The 17,120-nt window shown below is 44.6% G+C and carries 14 protein-coding genes; 4 read left to right on the top strand and 10 right to left on the bottom strand.

Going from position 1 to position 17,120, the window contains the following annotated elements:
* Positions 1-7: 7 nt before the first annotated feature.
* Positions 8-1,141, bottom strand: a complete 1,134-nt coding sequence (fruB, locus tag R7Z41_RS12945; RefSeq protein WP_206969542.1) for a fused PTS fructose transporter subunit IIA/HPr protein — start codon at positions 1,139-1,141, stop codon at positions 8-10.
* A 373-nt stretch (positions 1,142-1,514) separates the two neighbouring features.
* Between fruB and cra the strand changes: the two genes are divergently transcribed.
* On the top strand, positions 1,515-2,495 hold the full coding sequence (gene cra / locus R7Z41_RS12940) for a catabolite repressor/activator (RefSeq protein WP_005376402.1): 981 nt from the start codon (positions 1,515-1,517) through the stop codon (positions 2,493-2,495).
* A gap of 17 nt (positions 2,496-2,512) precedes the next feature.
* On the opposite strand, the gene R7Z41_RS12935 is transcribed toward cra, so the two are convergent.
* On the bottom strand, positions 2,513-3,466 hold the full coding sequence (locus tag R7Z41_RS12935; RefSeq protein WP_064369267.1) for an endonuclease/exonuclease/phosphatase family protein: 954 nt from the start codon (positions 3,464-3,466) through the stop codon (positions 2,513-2,515).
* Between the two features lie 226 nt (positions 3,467-3,692).
* Between R7Z41_RS12935 and R7Z41_RS12930 the strand changes: the two genes are divergently transcribed.
* A complete protein-coding gene (locus tag R7Z41_RS12930) occupies positions 3,693-4,226 on the top strand; it encodes an RNA-binding S4 domain-containing protein (protein ID WP_005376400.1) in 534 nt (177 codons plus the stop codon).
* Positions 4,227-4,332: 106 nt separating this feature from the next.
* Here R7Z41_RS12930 and R7Z41_RS12925 read toward each other — a convergent pair whose 3' ends face one another.
* The 7 genes from R7Z41_RS12925 to R7Z41_RS12895 all read right to left on the bottom strand — a co-directional run bounded on the left by R7Z41_RS12925 (position 4,333) and on the right by R7Z41_RS12895 (position 10,867).
* Positions 4,333-5,151, bottom strand: coding sequence for an EAL domain-containing protein (locus tag R7Z41_RS12925; RefSeq protein WP_213962478.1), 819 nt, complete (start codon positions 5,149-5,151; stop codon positions 4,333-4,335).
* A gap of 92 nt (positions 5,152-5,243) precedes the next feature.
* Complete coding sequence (locus R7Z41_RS12920; protein ID WP_213962477.1) at positions 5,244-6,164, bottom strand: amino acid ABC transporter permease; 921 nt, start codon at positions 6,162-6,164, stop codon at positions 5,244-5,246.
* An 81-nt stretch (positions 6,165-6,245) separates the two neighbouring features.
* Positions 6,246-7,064, bottom strand: coding sequence for a transporter substrate-binding domain-containing protein (locus R7Z41_RS12915; protein ID WP_213880725.1), 819 nt, complete (start codon positions 7,062-7,064; stop codon positions 6,246-6,248).
* Positions 7,065-7,073: 9 nt separating this feature from the next.
* Entirely contained in the window at positions 7,074-7,871 is a 798-nt protein-coding gene (locus R7Z41_RS12910; protein WP_213962476.1) for an amino acid ABC transporter permease, read from the bottom strand.
* Positions 7,871-8,605 (bottom strand): amino acid ABC transporter ATP-binding protein, encoded by a 735-nt coding sequence (locus R7Z41_RS12905; RefSeq protein WP_213962475.1) that lies wholly within the window; start codon positions 8,603-8,605, stop codon positions 7,871-7,873. Before R7Z41_RS12905 ends, R7Z41_RS12910 begins: the two co-directional genes overlap by 1 nt.
* A gap of 162 nt (positions 8,606-8,767) precedes the next feature.
* Positions 8,768-9,424: a lysoplasmalogenase gene (locus tag R7Z41_RS12900; RefSeq protein ID WP_225477831.1), complete on the bottom strand. Its 657-nt coding sequence runs from the start codon at positions 9,422-9,424 to the stop codon at positions 8,768-8,770.
* A 294-nt stretch (positions 9,425-9,718) separates the two neighbouring features.
* Positions 9,719-10,867, bottom strand: a complete 1,149-nt coding sequence (locus R7Z41_RS12895) for an iron-containing alcohol dehydrogenase (RefSeq protein WP_005376393.1) — start codon at positions 10,865-10,867, stop codon at positions 9,719-9,721.
* Positions 10,868-11,073: 206 nt separating this feature from the next.
* Here R7Z41_RS12895 and R7Z41_RS12890 point away from each other — a divergent pair, with 206 nt between their 5' ends.
* Positions 11,074-11,955: an AraC family transcriptional regulator gene (locus R7Z41_RS12890; protein ID WP_206969532.1), complete on the top strand. Its 882-nt coding sequence runs from the start codon at positions 11,074-11,076 to the stop codon at positions 11,953-11,955.
* A gap of 277 nt (positions 11,956-12,232) precedes the next feature.
* A complete protein-coding gene (locus R7Z41_RS12885) occupies positions 12,233-15,394 on the top strand; it encodes a chitinase C-terminal domain-containing protein (protein WP_025767798.1) in 3,162 nt (1,053 codons plus the stop codon).
* A gap of 97 nt (positions 15,395-15,491) precedes the next feature.
* Here R7Z41_RS12885 and glgC read toward each other — a convergent pair whose 3' ends face one another.
* Positions 15,492-16,709 carry a glucose-1-phosphate adenylyltransferase gene (glgC, locus tag R7Z41_RS12880; RefSeq protein ID WP_025767797.1) on the bottom strand — a complete coding sequence of 406 codons (1,218 nt, stop codon included), beginning with the start codon at positions 16,707-16,709 and terminating at the stop codon, positions 15,492-15,494.
* Positions 16,710-17,120 lie beyond the last annotated feature (411 nt).

The raw sequence follows: 17,120 nt of genomic DNA, 5'->3' as shown, positions 1-17,120 counted from the left end.
CGGATCCTTAACCTTCACCAAGGCCAGAAGCGATTGCATTTCCGATAGACTCCAAGGCTTGCGGCGCATCAGGGCCTTCTGCTGTAAATTGAAGTTGGTGACCGTGCTTAACGCCCAGTGCGATGACTTTCATTAGGCTCTTCGCGTTTACTGCTTTTCCATCTCCGTCTAAGTTGGTAACACGTATAGTGGATTCAAACTTTTTCGCTTCTGCGACTAACATTGCCCCCGGACGAGCATGTAGGCCGTGAGAGTTTTTGATTTTAAATACAGCGGTATTGCCTTCTTCTGAAGATGCGGCTGTGACTTCTTCACCTTTGAACAAAGCAAGAATCTGTTCTACTGATGCATCTAAAAGCTTGCCGTGTTCATTGTTAAACACAATATTAGAAAGGGTTTTTAGGATAGGTTGGTGAGCATTGTTACATGCTGCGAACGCGAAAAGTGCACGCACTTTTTGACCTTCATATTCGCAGTCGTTTGCCGTCGAGACAAATGACACACCTGTGCGAGTGACATGTTTGTCACTGCCAATTAACCACAGGCCATTACCTAAGTGAGTTGGTTGTTTGGTAACGAGATCGGCAACGAATTCGTTATCAGCACATCCCGTATTTTTCAACAGACCACCTGCAACAGCACTCATCTGTAGCATGTCGCTCGCAGGGAACATCAGTTGGATTAAAGAAGCGTCAAAGTCTGCTTCAAGCTGAACATCACCGTGCAGTAGGGCGATGATTTCGTCTTCATTTTTTGCATTACGCAGACGCTCTTCTACGCCATCTGCGCCTAGCACTTTGGTGAGCTGTTTAAGAATGCCAAGGTGTTCATCAGATTTAGCTGCGATACCGATAGCGACGAACACAGTATTGCCATCACCCCAGTCGACACCTTGTGGGAAGTGATGCACAGCAACACCCGTTGTTTTCACCATTGCACGAGTGTCGGTTGTACCGTGCGGGATGGCGATACCGTTCCCCAAAAACGTAGAGTTTTGGTTTTCACGGTTTAGCATGCCTTCAACGTAACCGCGTTCAACTAGGCCTTTATCAGTAAGGCTATGAGCAATACTCCTTATTGCTTCAAACTTATCTGTCGCTGATTGCGAGAGGGTAATGTCGTTCTTATTTAGCTTAAGCATGGTGCTTCTCCAGCCTTAAGGTATCAATTTAAAAATGTATTCTGTGTGAGAAGTTGAACGCCGCTGCTTCTGAGCGCTTATCACTCCTCAAACCTTTTATCTTTCAAGCTAAATCGATTCAGCTTGTTGGTAAATTTTTTAAAAGACTCAGAAAAACTGTTTTAAAAACTGACGTTAACAAACGAGCCTTTGCCGCTGTCCTATAGCCTAGCTCACAAATTGGTTTGTTGCGTGTTCGGGTGATTTACGTCAATTTTTAAGTTTTGCTGAATCCTTTCAGCTTTTATACTGAATCGGTTCAGCTTATAATTCAACTTATCGAAAGATAGTTGATGTATTAATATGATCGCGCGCACAGAATAAGGTTTAGAATATGACACTGGATGAAATAGCCAAATTAGCGGGTGTTTCTAAGACAACTGCAAGCTATGTGATTAACGGAAAAGCGCAGAAATACCGCATCAGCGAGAAGACTCAGAAAAAGGTGATGGCCGTTGTAGATGAGTACAATTATAAGCCAGATCATGCGGCGTCTTCCTTGCGGGCAGGTAATTCACGCTCATTTGGGCTTATCATCCCAGACTTAGAGAACACCAGTTATGCGCGTCTTGCAAAGCTGATAGAGCAGAACTCTCGGAAAGCGGGGTACCAAATTTTGATTGGCTGCTCTGATGATGATCCTGATACAGAGCAAAAGGTGGCGGAAGCATTAGTCAGTCGTCGCATTGATGCGTTGTTTGTGGCAAGTGGTATGCCCACTGCAAACGAGTATTACCTTAAGTTGCAAAATTCTGGTACGCCAGTTATCGCGCTAGACCGTCCAATGGATGATGAGCACTTTTGTTGTGTCATCAGCGAAGATTTTGATGCCGCACTTGAACTCACTCAGTCAGTACTGTCAGAGGATATTAAGTCCATTGGCTTAATCGGTGCATTGCAAGATCTTCAAGTCTCAAAAGAGCGTGAGCTCGGTTTTCTATCTGCTTCTCAACAAGGTGGCAAAACGGCAACAGTGGGTTATGGACAACACTTCTCCCGGGAAGAAGGCAAGAAAGTCTTAGAGAGATGGTTAATAGAGAACGCATTGCCAGATGCCATTGTTACAACGTCATACACACTGTTAGAAGGTGTGTTGGATGTAATGCTAGAAAAACCAGAACTGATGGGAAAGGTGCGTTTAGCGACATTTGGTGATAATCGACTGCTGGACTTCTTGCCTGTGAAAATCAACTCTTTGCCTCAACAGTTTGAGTTGATCGCGGACAGCGCAATGGAGTTAGCACTCAATGCTTCCGCCAAGCGTTACAAGCCTGGCGTAGAACTTATCCCGCGTAAAATTGTGAAACGTCACTAAGTAACTAAATAGGTTGCTCAAAGCTTTACTTCAGCCGTCAGCGCCACAAATGCGTGGTCGCTGGCGTTTTTATCTCTGTCATAAATCGGGTTGACCAGATGTTGGTTAGACACCTGATAGTCAACAACCTCGGCAACCGATATATCTGATAAGGTATCAAACTCTTGTGAGAGCAAGATATAGTCGAGTACATTCCCAGTGGAAAAATGATAGTGCGTGGCTGGGCGTTCATCCTTCAGGGGGGCACTTTGCAATAACCAACCATCTTTGAGTTGTAATTCAGTGACGCTGTCACCAGTATTGGATACCAATGCGCTGTTAACGCTGATAGGAGTGATAGGTTGATTCATATCGCCCATTAACACTGTCGGCATTGGTTCTTTTCGATACCTCTTTTGCATCGCGTCTCTTAACATCGCTGCTTCCCAGCCTCTTTGCTGGGTGGATAACCAGCGCCCAATAATCGTGCTAGACGTTTCTGGTTGTTCTGAGTCGGCCGGGCGTTGAGATTTCAGGTGCGTTACGTAAACGGCGATATGACCAAGTACAGGATGTATTACTTGGGCATAGATAGGTTTGCGACTGAACTCTGGAGCAACACTTACTCCAAAAGGCTCAAGCGTTGCTAAGTCAAACTCTACCGCTTGTACTTTTTCTATTGGAAACCGAGAGGCGATTGCCACAACAGGGCTTGAGTAAATGTACTCATCCTCAACATGTGGGGTGTCAACGGTCGCAAAGTAGGGGTAGCCGATGGTTGAAAAGAATGCCTGGGTCTTCTCGATACTGAACACTTCTTGTAAGCCAATCACGTCGCCTTCCAGTTTTTCAACTTGACGTTGCGTCCACGAAAGTTTGTCTCGCCATTGCTCTAACGAGTATATGTTCTCGAAATCATAGTAGGCGTTAGGCGGTGCGACAAAATTAAACAAGTTCGCAGTGACAAAGGTAATTCTACTTGGTTGAGACAAAGTATTCGCTCTTTTCAACAATAACTTAGAGAGTATATACCTTCAGGTTGCGTAATTGCAGCTTCGTTTGAGCTACGCATCGGTATACAAGCTAACGAGCGACAAGTTAAATGGGTTAAGAGGTGCTCAAATGCCAAGGCGAATCGGTGATTGAACATCGCCAGAGGTTTCTATTTTTAAGCATTGCGTTTAAACTTCAGGGCATTAAATAGTAAGAGTAAGTAACATGACCCAAGATTACGACCACGAAGAGTATTTAGAAGGCGAAGAGATTGAGATCGAAGCGATTGGCATCGATGTTGATGCGCATCCAATCGAACTGTACAAGCTTTTTAAGATCGCAAACTTGGTCAGCGGTGGCGGCGAAGCAAAACATATCATCGAGGAAGGCTACGTCGCGGTGAATGGTGAACTAGAAACACGTAAGCGCCGCAAGATGTATGATGGTGACTTTTTTGAGTTTAACCAGGAATATTATGTTGTGGTTTGCGATGCGCCAGTAACCGAACCTGAAACGGCAGAGCAAAAAGCAGAAAAGAAAGCGAAAAAAGAAGCGCAGTCTTCCCGTAAAGATAAGTCTCGTCAAAGTAAGTCACCTAAAGCTTCTGGGCCTAAATCAACAGGCCGTAAAGCGGCACATAAAGAGCGTAAAGCGCAGAAAGAAGCGTTGTCTCAGTCTGCTAAGAAAGGCAAAAAAGAAGACAAACCGCAAGCGACTCGTGATCCGAAGAGCGGACGTAATTCTATTGATTTTTTCTAGGGAAATGAACGCTTAACTAAATAAGTGACATCTGAGTAAAACTAAAAAGCGCCGAGCATATTATATCGGCGCTTTTTTGGTTTCACTGTGCTGTAAGTGGGCAGTGTTAATGCACTGTCGTCTCGATGTTTAGGCTATCTGTCCAGTGATGAATGGCGCAAGGCTTTCCTAAGTAAAAGCCTTGGTAATAATCCAAATTAAGTTGATACATAGCTTGTAGCTGCCCGTCTTCTTCAACCCCTTCTATAATGACTTTTGCTCCCATATGATCCGCTAGATCAACGGCGCTATGTATGGAAAAGGTTTCTCCGGCGCAGTAGTCTAGCAAATAAGAACGATCGATTTTGATGATGTCAGGGCAGAGCTGCTGAACACGTGCGATGTCAGAATGTTGGGCGCCAAAATCATCGATAGCAAAGATAAAACCATTCGCTTTCATTAACTGTACGGCTTTGATTAATAAATCCGTATTTCCGCATGACTCTTCGACTACTTCAAAAACTACGTCTGTTGGGCTCATACCAAGTTCGGAAAGGCGTTTGTAAAGCAGGCCGTTATCTTTAAAGCCCATGTCTTTGGTTAGTGTGAGTAGCGTTTGAGGCATGACGTTAAGAAACAGTTTGATCGGTGTCCCTGCGAAATAGCGTGCAAAATTTCTAATGTGCATTGCTCTGGATAAAAACTCTACACATAAGCGAAAGTAGGGATCAAGACCATTATTGGCCAGAAACACGTCAGGACGAATTAGGGAACCATCAATGCCACGAATACGCAGTAAGGCTTCCATACCAATAATACGTTGGCGTCTATCAAAAATTGGCTGATAAACACTGTGAAAAGTGAATTGATTGAGAACTACGTAATATTCACCAAGATTATCTTGTTTTATGTATCGCTCGTAGTCGGATTGATTCTTTAACTCCATGAAAAACGCCGAAAATTTAGCATCTTGCCAATGTAACAGGGTGCAATTCTGATTTGAAGAATCAAATGTGCCTAATTACATATGCGGTTGAGTTAATTTGAAATGGCTTCCGATTTTGCTTCAATATGGCGAAAAATAAGTGACAGACCAAAACAAATTAAGAAGTAAGCGAGGCCGACAATCAACCAAATTTCAAATATATACCCTGATGAATTTGCCATCTCTGTCCCAACAAACGTCATTTCTTGTATCGAAATCAGTGAAACAATAGAGGTGTCTTTCACCAAAGAGATGGTTTGACCGGCAAGTGCAGGTGTTATTGATTTAAGCACCTGTGGCGCGATAACAAATCGGTATTTCACCCACCGAGACAAGCCCAATGAGTCAGCCGCCTCCCACTGACCTTGGTCGATACTTTGTAAACCACCGCGCACAACTTCTGCAATGTAGGCAGAAGAGAGTAAGCCGACACATAACACGCCAGAGGCAAGGTTTTCCCAAAGGTTAGAAGGCCCAAACAGAAAGCGCTGTAGCGCATTTGGTTCGCCGTTGTAGTTTCGTAGAAGATCTTCCAAACCGAGTAACGGGATCAATTGGTTAGAAATGAAAAAGTAGAAAATAAAAACAAACACCAACGGAGGGATGTTTCTCACTAACTGGATAAGCGCATTGGCAGGTGTGCGCAACCAAACGGAACGAGAGAAGCGTGCTAAGCCTAACAAAGTGCCAAACGCTAATGCGAAGCTGATGCCCCAAATACTGAGCCTTAACGTCGAAATCAAACCTTGGAAGAAGTAGGGCAAACCACCATCTGCTCTAGGCGTGAAAAGTAATTCAAGTGCCTCTTTCCACTGCCACAAATAATGCACACCAACAGCGGACCGATGGTACAGCCAAACACCACCGATACCGCACATAACAAGTAGTACCCAGTCTAGTGTGTTTAATTGCGGTAAAAGGTAGCCTGTGCTGGATTTCGCGGGTGCTGTGCGAGTGGTAGTGTGTTCGCCCAAAAATTTGACTCCGATAAGTTATGGAAAAGTAAAATGAATGATTGGAGAGTATAGGCTCGCGGCGTCCACGAGCCATTAAGATTACTGGCCTTGCGCGACTTGATCTTGCCAATCTAATGTCGAGAACCAGTATTCATAACGTTGTTTTAACCATCCATCTTGGGTTCTTGCTTCAATCCATTTATTGAAAAAGGCCTTTTTATCTTCTTCCCCCAAACGAACTGCAAAGGCTTCGTTACCTTGTGATAGTCGCTCAGAGAATGGAAGGAATAGTTTGTCGCTGTGTTTCACTGTCTCATGTTCTGGTTTTGGGCTAGAAGCAATGACCGCGTGGGCGTTACCATTCAGCACCTCTTGGAACGCTTGTGCGTCGTCATCGAATTGCAGGATCTTCGCTTTCGGGAAGGTTTCTCTGGCTACTTGAACGGTGAATGCGCCGCGACGAGCCGCAATTTTTACGCGTCGTGAATCAAAATCCGAAAATTCGCTAAAACCAGAGGCGAGTTCTTTGTTTGCTGCTACTTGAACGCCTGAGTGCGAGTAGGGCTCAGTAAACAAGACGCTTTTGGAGCGTTCAGGCGTAACAGACATGCCACCAATGATCACGTCGAACTTTTTCGCCAGTAATGCGGGAATAATGCCATCCCATGCAGTCGGTACGAATTCCACTTTCAAACCTGAATCTTGTGCTAAGCGTTTGGCAACATCGATTTCAAAACCGATTAACTCACCTTGCTTGTTACGCATTGCCCAAGGTACAAATGTTGACATACCAACGCGCAAAGTGCCTCGTTCTTTGATTTGATCTACATTGGGTGTGGCAACACCTTCTTTCGCGAGAGTAGGCATAGCGATGGCTAGCCCTAATAATGCAGTAATGGTCGCTTTGAATAACTTCATGTTATCTCCTTATAATTTGCGCCAACTGGCTCCGAGTTTGTGTTCTAGCCATGCAGACAAGCCAGAAAGTGACAGAGTGAGAGCAAGATAAATTGCTGCCACGGTAAACCAAATTTCAAACGGCATCGCCGTCTCTGAGACGATGTTGCGTGCCTGTGTTGTTAGATCAAAAATCGCCATCACGCTTACAATGGAAGAGTTTTTGATCAAAGAAACCACTTCATTGGTTAATGGCGGTAATGTGCGCTGTAAAACCTGAGGAAAAATTACGTCTTTGTAGGTGTAAAACGGTGATAGTCCGAGAGTTTGTGCTGCTTCGAATTGCCCTTTAGGAATACTGTTTAAACCTACACGGAATATTTCCGCGGTGTAGGCACCTTGGAAAAGGGATAATGCCAAAACGGCGGTACTGAATCGGTCCAAACCAATCACGGGGCCAAACACGAAGTAGAGTAAATAGATTTGCACCAACAACGGCGTGTTACGTATTACTTCGACATAAGTGGTACCAATAACATTGCCGACTTTCGAATCGCTAAGCCTTAGTAACGCGGTAACCAACCCTAATACTAAGGTAAAAAATAGACTAATAGCCGAGATGTTAAGCGTGACCAATAGCCCATCAATAAGTTCTGCCGGCCACCATTCGCCATCTTCATAAAAAGCGATGTAATCAGGTACGCGCTCCCATTGCCATTGATAGCCCATAGCGTCGGCACCAGAGTCCAACACCCACACAATCGCGATGAAGAGGAGCGTCATTTGCAGTAAAGCTTGAAGGACAGGTTTGATTACGCGAACTATCATCAGTAACTTAAAATTTGGTTCAAAAATGCTTGGGTTCGTGGATGCTGTGGTGTCTCAAATAAGGCGACTGGAGAGTTCATTTCCACGATTTGGCCTTCGTCCATAAATACCACGCGGTTCGCTACTTTTTTGGCAAATCCCATTTCATGCGTGACGCAAATCATCGTCATTCCGCTTTGAGCCAGCTCAACCATGACATTCAACACTTCGTTGATCATTTCCGGATCAAGCGCTGAAGTTGGCTCGTCAAACAGGAGTAAATCCGGTTCCATACACAAGGAGCGGGCAATCGCGACGCGTTGCTGCTGACCGCCAGAAAGCTGGATTGGATACTTACTCGCTTGCTCTTCAATATTGACTCGCTTTAGGTAATGTTTTGCGCGTTTTTCAGCTTCTTGTTTTGATAATTTGAGTGTGCGAATCGGCGCTAAGGTGAGGTTTTCCAGTACAGTCAAGTGAGGAAAAAGGTGAAAGTGTTGGAACACCATGCCGATTTTACCGGGCTTGAGAGATTTTGCGTGAGAAGGCTGGTCGAACACATGAAGCTGGCCTTCTTGAATCGATTCAAGATGATTGATGCAACGAATGAGCGTTGATTTTCCGGAACCTGAAGGGCCACACACCACGACGATCTCGCCAGAATGCACGGAGAAGTTGATGTCTTTTAGAGCGTGGTAATCGCCATACCACTTATTTACGTCGCTAAACTCAACGACGGGAGTATTCTCTTTCAAAGGGGCACGCTATAACGGAAAAATATCCTTTTACAATAGCAAGTTGTGCGCGTAATTTCATTAAGAATAAGCTAATGTTTAGGCGATGATTTTAAGACTCTATTCAGATCGCTTACAAGATACATCCATGTTTCTTTAATGTTGGTGCAGTCTAGAGTATGACTAACTCAGTTCAACGAGATACGGATAACGAACAACAATCGCAACAACAGACATAACCATTAATGTCTGTGCAGAATAGTAGGTCACCATGACAACTTGTCGTGAAAATATTGACCGTCCTCCAAAGCGTTCGAAAGCCAATACGATGCCAGAGATAATAAAGATAAAGCTTCCGAGCACTGCAAAGGAGGAGGATTGTGTTTTCCCACTCAAATAATACTCGATCGAAGCCCAGCACATAGTCATCAGTACCAATATATAACTGGCAACTGGCCGTTTCTCTTTACCGAGATCCGGTCGGAACAACCAGTAGACGCATATACCGAGTCCGAACAAGGCAATTGGGAGCCAAGGTGTAAAATACCACGCTGACATGATGGCAAAACCATAACTATAGGAGAGATGGGCAGAGCAAAAGAGCACTAATCCTGTAATGAACTTGTCTCTAGGTAGCATTAATAACACGTCACCAAGCAACGAGAGCGATAAGCCAATCAAAATCCAATGCGCATATGGCATTGGGTAAGCCGGGGACTGAATTAAAATACCAAGCATACAGAGCACTGGTAATGGTTTAGAAACGTAAAAGAGCCATTTAGAGCCTTTACGGATACTGATGATATGTATGAATGCTAATACGACAACAACTAGCCACATAAAGTGTTTTCTCGAACAGACAAAATTATGTAGTACATCACTACAACAAATCAAAACTTAATTAACGAGTTAACTCGTTCTTTGATCTCAATTATTTTTATTTGTGTAAAGCTGGACAGTTGTCTCTTTACTAACCAACACGGCCGATTTTTTGTCTGGAGGGAATCGTTGTTTTTAGAAGCCTCCTCGTTTTGAACGTGATGTGGCTTACAAAATAGCATAAAAAAACGGTATTGTGACTGTTAAGTCACAATACCGTTAAACCCTAGGAAGGGCAGTGAAGAATTGTTGCAGTTATGAGACAGCTAACTCTAAGATTTCTCGGCTACGTTCAAGTGTGATCGCCTGGTTTTCACCTAAAACAGTCATGCCGTGTTTGTTTAGTTGATCAATGATGGCATCGATAGCTTGTTCACGGCTCTCACCATAGTTTTCGAGCTTAGTTGCGACATCAAGTTGATGATAAAACGCTTCGATAGCTTCGATTGTGCGCTCTGCTAAATCCTCACCTGCTTCAAGAGCAAATACGTTGCGACCCATTTGTTCTAACTTAGGGCGCTTAAACTGCATTTGGTTACGAAGTAACGATGGTTGGACAATTGCAAGAGAACGCGCATGATCAACGCCCCATAGAGCGGTTAATTCATGGCCGATCATATGTGTCGCCCAGTCTTGTGGAACGCCACTACCAATTAACCCATTCAATGCTTGGTTAGCAGACCACATTAAGTTTGCGCGCCACATATCGTCGTCTCGTTCCGCAAACTGTTCTCCGAGTGTTTTTAAGGTTTTCAGCAGTGTTTCTGCGTAACCATCTTGAACCATTGCACCGGTAGGAAGCGTCAAGTATTGCTCACATACGTGCACCCATGCGTCAACAATGCCGTTGATAAGCTGGCGTTCTGGCAGTGTTTTCATTACATCTGGGTCTAACACGGCAAATTTTGGCTGCACTGCTGGAGACATGAACGGAAGTTTGTCTTGAGTTTCTTTTTTAGTGATAACTGCGCCCATGTTTGACTCTGAGCCTGTTGCTGGCAATGTCAAAATTGCAGCTAGAGGCGTCGCTTCAGTGACTTGGTGCTTACCAATCATGATATCCCAACCATCACCATCATACATTGATGCCGCTGCTACGTATTTGGAACCATCGATGACTGAACCACCACCTACCGCTAGAATAAAATCAACACCATGCTCTTTTACCATTGCGACTGCTTTATCGAGCGTTTCTTTGGTTGGGTTTGGTTCAACACCTGAAAACTCTAGCCATTCATGTCCCTCAAGAGCTTCTGCTACTTGGTCGTACACGCCATTTTTTTTGATGGAGCCACCACCGTATACCACTAAAACTTTTTGGTCGGATGGGATAGCTTCTTTGATTGCTGCGATTTGTTTTTGACCAAAGAAAATCTTGGTTGGGTTTACATAAGAAAAGTTCATTATTAGCCCTCTTGCTTCCAGTGAAGGAGATTGAATACATGCATATTAGTCCTGATTAATGATGGTTAACAGGTCGATTTCTGCAAATAATTTGCCTATTTCTACAAAATTAATGCTCTTGAGCTAGAAAGTTAAAGTCGAGAGGAAGTATAGTGCTCGAAACGATAATAGAGACCAAACTCGTTGGTCATTGATGGAGCGCTCTAATGCACACTCTCGCAAATATCATGCAGCAATATGTTGAAAAGCAGGGGATGCATGACCTAGAAGGTATGAAGAAAACAGCGATAGATGGCGTATGGTTTTATCGCAGTAGCAAAGGGAATCATCGCCAGCCGTTTGTCTATCAGTCCGGCATCATCGTATTGGGTCAAGGGCATAAGAACATTCATATTGGTGATACACCAGTGCAATATGGGCCCGATGATTACCTTGTTGTCGGGGTTCCCATGCCACTAGAGTGCGAAGCGTTTGCGACAAACAATGAGCCTTTACTTGGCATTTCGATAGATATTTCGCCAACGCTTCTTCATAAACTCGTTAAAAAATTAGAGGCTGAAAAATTCAGTAATAAGTGTCTGGATGCTACCCGTTGCGGCCTTAAGTCGGTACGTATGAATGAAGGTATGTTGGATGCGTGCAAACGGTTAATGAAAGCAATGTGTAACGAGCTTGATGTCATCATGCTTGGCGAGTTGCTTCTTGAGGAAATTGTGTATCGTACTTTGGTGAGCAAAGAGGGGTATGTTTTATTTGACCTAGCACATCAAGAAGGTTCTTACGCGAGGGTAGCTAAAGCACTAAATCGTGTACATCAAGCGTATCATGAACAGTTGAACGTACAAGCATTGGCTGAAGAAGCCAACATGAGTGTGTCTGCTTTCCATCAAGCATTTCGCAATGTCACGCTTGAATCTCCGTTGCAATATATTAAGAAAGTTCGACTTAACAAAGCGCGCGAATTGATCCAGTTAGAGGGGAGACGTGTTAATGATGCAGCGAGAATGGTCGGGTACACGAGCCCATCACAGTTTAGTCGCGAGTACAAGCGGCATTTTAATGAAACGCCAAGGTCAACAAAGGCTTAGTGATCTTTATTTCAAAATGGCGACTTTTTTTACCTTTTTTATTAATTTGCGAGTGACATATTTATTTGAGTTATAAAATTAGTTACTGGTGCCAAATAATAGGTACGTTGTTGCAATCATTTAGTGGATTGTTGCGAGGCGGTGTGGAAAACTCGTAAATAGATAGTGTGAAATCACCAACTTGTACTTAAGTTATTTTACGTCGAAATAAAAGTATAGATGCGCTTCGTTTAGCGCATTTAGTATTGTTTTAACAATAACTTAAGGAAGAGCGATTATGCACCTTAAAAACGGCAACGCAGTGAAAAACGTGTTCACACTAAGCACACTCACCGCTTCTTGTCTTATGGCCTTCAATAGCTACGCAGCAGTTGACTGTGCCCCTCTAGAAACTTGGCAATCATCAAAAGTTTATAACGGTGGCGACCAAGTTCAGCATGAAGGTAATGCTTATAAAGCGCGTTACTGGACGCAAAACAACAATCCAGCGCAATCTGGTGAGTGGGGCGAGTGGGAAACACTTGGCGCTTGTGATGGCACTGGACCGGTTGAACCACCTCAGAATGAAGTCCCGACGGTTACTCTGACATCGCCTTCTGCGTCGGCTTCTGTGACTGCGGGTGATGTTGTTAACCTAGCTGCAGATGCGGCAGATACTGATGGGACTGTTAGCAAAGTAGAGTTCTTTGTTGATGGTGTATTAGTTGGTCAGGCAACGTCTGCGCCGTATGCTGCATCGTGGACAGCAACTGAAGGACAGCACGAGTTCTCTACCAAGGCCTATGACGATGCAGGTGCCGTTAGTACGGCAAGTGTTGTGACGTTAACTGTGGCATCAGCGCAACCTGGTAACGAAGCGCCGACAGTGGATGTCGCGCTTTCTGCGAGCTCTATTGACCTGGGTGGTTCCGTAACACTGACTGCAAATGCTACGGATGCGGATGGTACCGTTGCTAAAGTTGATTTTTATGTTGCAGGTGTGCTTGCTGGCACTGCTACAACAGCGCCATACACGCTGGATGTAACCCCTTCACAAGCTGGCTCATTAAGTGTTTATGCGAGAGCAACCGATGATGCTGGAGCAACAGCAGATTCTGCAATTGCGACGTTAACAGTAAACGGCGGCGCAGTGACATCTAATTGTCGTCCTGATGGTCTTTATCAAACAACGGGTGTAGATGTTCCTTACTGTTCTATTTATGACGAAGAAGGCCGTGAGAAAATGGGGGCTGATCACCCACGTCGTGTAATCGGCTACTTCACCAGTTGGCGATCAGGTGACGACCCACAATCGACTTACCTTGTTAAAGACATTCCTTGGGAACAACTTACTCACATTAACTACGCGTTTGTGAGCATTGGTTCTGACGGCAAAGTAAACGTTGGCGACGTAAATGATCCTAACAACCCTGCTACAGGTAAAACTTGGCCAGGCGTTGAGGTAGATCCTGCTCTTGGTTTTAAAGGTCATTTTGGTGCACTAGCAACTTACAAGCAAAAACATGATGTTAAAACGCTAATCTCGATTGGTGGTTGGGCTGAAACGGGCGGTCACTTCGATACGAACGGCGATCGTGTAGCTGATGGTGGCTTCTACACCATGACGACGAATGCGGACGGTTCTATTAATCATGCTGGTATTGAGAAGTTCGCAACTTCTGCCGTTGAAATGATGCGTCAGTACAAGTTCGATGGCCTAGATATTGACTATGAATACCCGACGTCAATGGCTGGTGCTGGTAACCCTTACGACAAAGACTTCATGGAACCACGTCGTCAGTATTTATGGGCGTCTTACCAAGAGCTGATGAAAGTATTGCGTGAGAAACTTGATGCGGCATCCGCGCAAGATGGTATTCATTATATGCTGACTATCGCAGCACCATCTTCAGGTTACTTGCTACGTGGGATGGAAACCTTCGATGTAACTAAGTATCTAGACTACGTAAACATCATGTCTTACGACTTGCATGGGGCTTGGAATGATCACGTTGGTCATAACGCGGCTTTATTCGATACAGGTAAAGACTCTGAGCTAGCGCAGTGGAACGTATACGGCACTGCTGCATACGGTGGTATCGGTTACTTGAACACAGACTGGGCTTACCATTACTTCCGTGGCTCTATGCCAGCAGGTCGTATCAACATTGGTGTTCCTTACTACACCCGTGGTTGGCAAGGTGTTACTGGTGGCGACAATGGCCTTTGGGGCCGAGCGGCACTACCAAACCAAGCAGAGTGCCAACCGGGCACAGGTGAAGGTGAGAAGAACAACTGTGGTCACGGCGCTATTGGTATCGACAACATGTGGCATGATACCGACCCTAAAGGAAACGAAATGGGCGCTGGTTCTAACCCAATGTGGCATGCTAAGAACCTAGAAAACGGTATTTGGGGCTCTTACGCAGCTGCTTACGGTCTTGACCCTGTCAACGATCCTTCAGATAAGTTTGTTGGTACTTATACTCGTCATTACGATAGCGTTGCTGTGGCACCTTGGTTGTGGAACGCAGAGAAGAGCGTATTCCTATCTACGGAAGATAAAGCTTCTATCGAGGTGAAAGCCGATTACGTTATCGATAAAGAGATCGGCGGTATCATGTTCTGGGAACTAGCCGGTGACTACAACTGTTACGTACTGGATGCAAATGGTAATCGTACGGCAGTAGATGCAACTGAACAAGCTTGTGCGGCGGGTAATGGTGAATACCACATGGGTAACACTATGACCAAAGCTATCTACGACAAGTTTAAGTCTGCGACGCCTTACGGTAACAAAGTAGCGACTGGTCCAACACCAACTGAAGCAGTAGACATTACTGTTAGTGTTGGCGGCTTCAAAGTTGGCGACCAAAACTACCCAATTAACCCGAAAATCACGTTTACGAACAACACTGGTCAAGCGATCCCTGGCGGTACTGAATTCCAATTCGATATCCCAGTATCTGCGCCGGACAATGCGAAAGACCAATCAGGTGGTGGTTTGAAAGTGATTGCTTCTGGACATACTCGAGCAAACAACATTGGTGGCTTAGATGGCGTAATGCACCGTGTGTCGTTCTCTCTACCAGCATGGAAAGACTTGCCAGCGGGCGGCACTTACGAGCTTGATATGGTTTACTATCTACCAATCTCTGGTCCGGCTAACTACTCAGTGATTTCTGGTGGTAAAGAGTTTGCGTTTAAGTTTGAACAGCCAGATCTACCAATTGGTGACCTAAATGCGGGCACGGGTGGTGGTACCACTGAACCAGGTACGTGTGATACGACAGGTTTAGTGACATACCCAGCTCTGCCACAAACGGATTGGGCAGGTAATCCAAGCCACGCTAACCAAGGTGATAAGATCATCCACAACGGTGTGGTTTACCAAGCGAACTGGTGGACAGCGGCTGAACCGGGTACAGATGGTAGCTGGTCAACGGTATGTAACATCTAATTATTATGGATTATTTGTTATAGCCTAATGTTTACAGGCACTTAAACAAAAGCGCACGATGATTATCGTGCGCTTTTTTGTTGTGATAGTTTGTCGTTTAATCGAATTGGTAACTTTCAGGTATGACGACAATACCTTTGTCTGAGATTTTAAATCGCTTCGCATCTTCAAGTTTGTTGATGCCAATTTGAGTATGTGGCGGAATACGAACATGTTTATCAACTATGCAGTTGACCAACTGACTTCCTTCACCGACTTCTACGTCATCAAAAATGATGGAATCGACTACCGTTGCACTATCTTGAATGCGTACATTAGAGGAAATAATGGAGTGCTGTACCGAGCCTCCGGAATTGATGACACCGGTAGCAATGATGGAGTTAATAAAAATGCCTTCATTACCCGTGGCCGACGATACAGTACGAGCTGGTGGAAACTGCGGCTCGTAAGTACGAATCGCCCAATTAGACTGATAAAGGTTCATTGGCGGCACAGGTTCTAGTAGATCCATATTCGCTTCATAGAAGGAATCAATGGTACCCACGTCGCGCCAATAGCAATCTTTATCGACGCGCCCTTTACTGCCACAGAATTGATAAGCGTAAACGGATTCGGTATCAATTAGCTTAGGTATGATGTCTTTTCCGAAGTCATGGCTTGATGAATCGAGTTTTGAGTCTTCTTCAAGCGCTTCTTTCAAAACATCCATATCAAAGATATATATTCCCATAGAAACAAGGCTTCTGGTCGCGCTTCCAGGAAGAGTAGGTGGGGTTTCAGGTTTCTCTATAAACGAAGTAACGAGCCCGTTTTCTGTGGTGCCCATTACACCGAATGCTGAAGCATCCTCTACGGGAACATCCATACAGGCAACGGTGAGCTTAGCACCTTTCTCTTTATGCTCTTCAAGCATTGCGGCGTAGTCCATTCGATAGATATGATCGCCGGATAACACAACCACATACTTTGCATCATTTCGCGATAGCAACCACATGTTGTGATAAATCGCATCGGCGGTTCCTTCATACCATGCACCACCTTTGCGCATTTGTGGTGGAACAGCAGTAATGTACTCGCCTAGCTCTGGATTGAATATCGACCAGCCGTCTCGTAAGTGTTTTTGAAGTGAATGAGATTTATATTGGGTTAAAACAAGGATCTTGCGTAAACCCGAATGTAAACAATTGGTTAGTGTGAAATCTATAATTCTATATTTTCCGCCAAAAGGTACGGCTGGCTTGGTTCTGTCATCGGTGAGTGGGCTGAGTCTAGACCCCATCCCTCCTGCTAAAATTACGGCGAGTGCGTCTTCCATAGTATTCCCTTTCCCTTTTCTGACATGCATCAAAACGGTGCTAACCTGAAGGAGGTGGTATGCAACGCAGAGGTTTTGAAAAGCATGTGCTAATGTGCTTATTAGTGAAAAGTCTACTACAAGAATCGAGCCATAGAATATCTCCTTAAAAATCAAGGAGGTTAAAATTTCACTGTAAGACAACTGCACCATATTAGTGAAGCGCTAAATAGCCCGTGCATCAAATTGGCGCAAAATTGTAGAAAGGAGAGGTCAACAAGTATGGATTTACAATGTAAAGTGGCTACAAAACAAGAAGATAAATAGGGTTTTCTAGCTTAATAACTATGGCTAAACAAGGCTTAGGGTTAGCGTCTTAACTCTAAAGGTCTAAAACAGGCGCGTTGATGTAAGGCAAGAGAGCTTTGTATC

Origin of the sequence: Vibrio sp. 1457 (assembly GCF_033340195.1) — a bacterium.
Lineage (GTDB): Bacteria > Pseudomonadota > Gammaproteobacteria > Enterobacterales > Vibrionaceae > Vibrio > Vibrio alginolyticus.
Note: the sequence above shows the minus strand (reverse complement) of the source record. Positions and strands in the feature narration are given on the sequence as shown.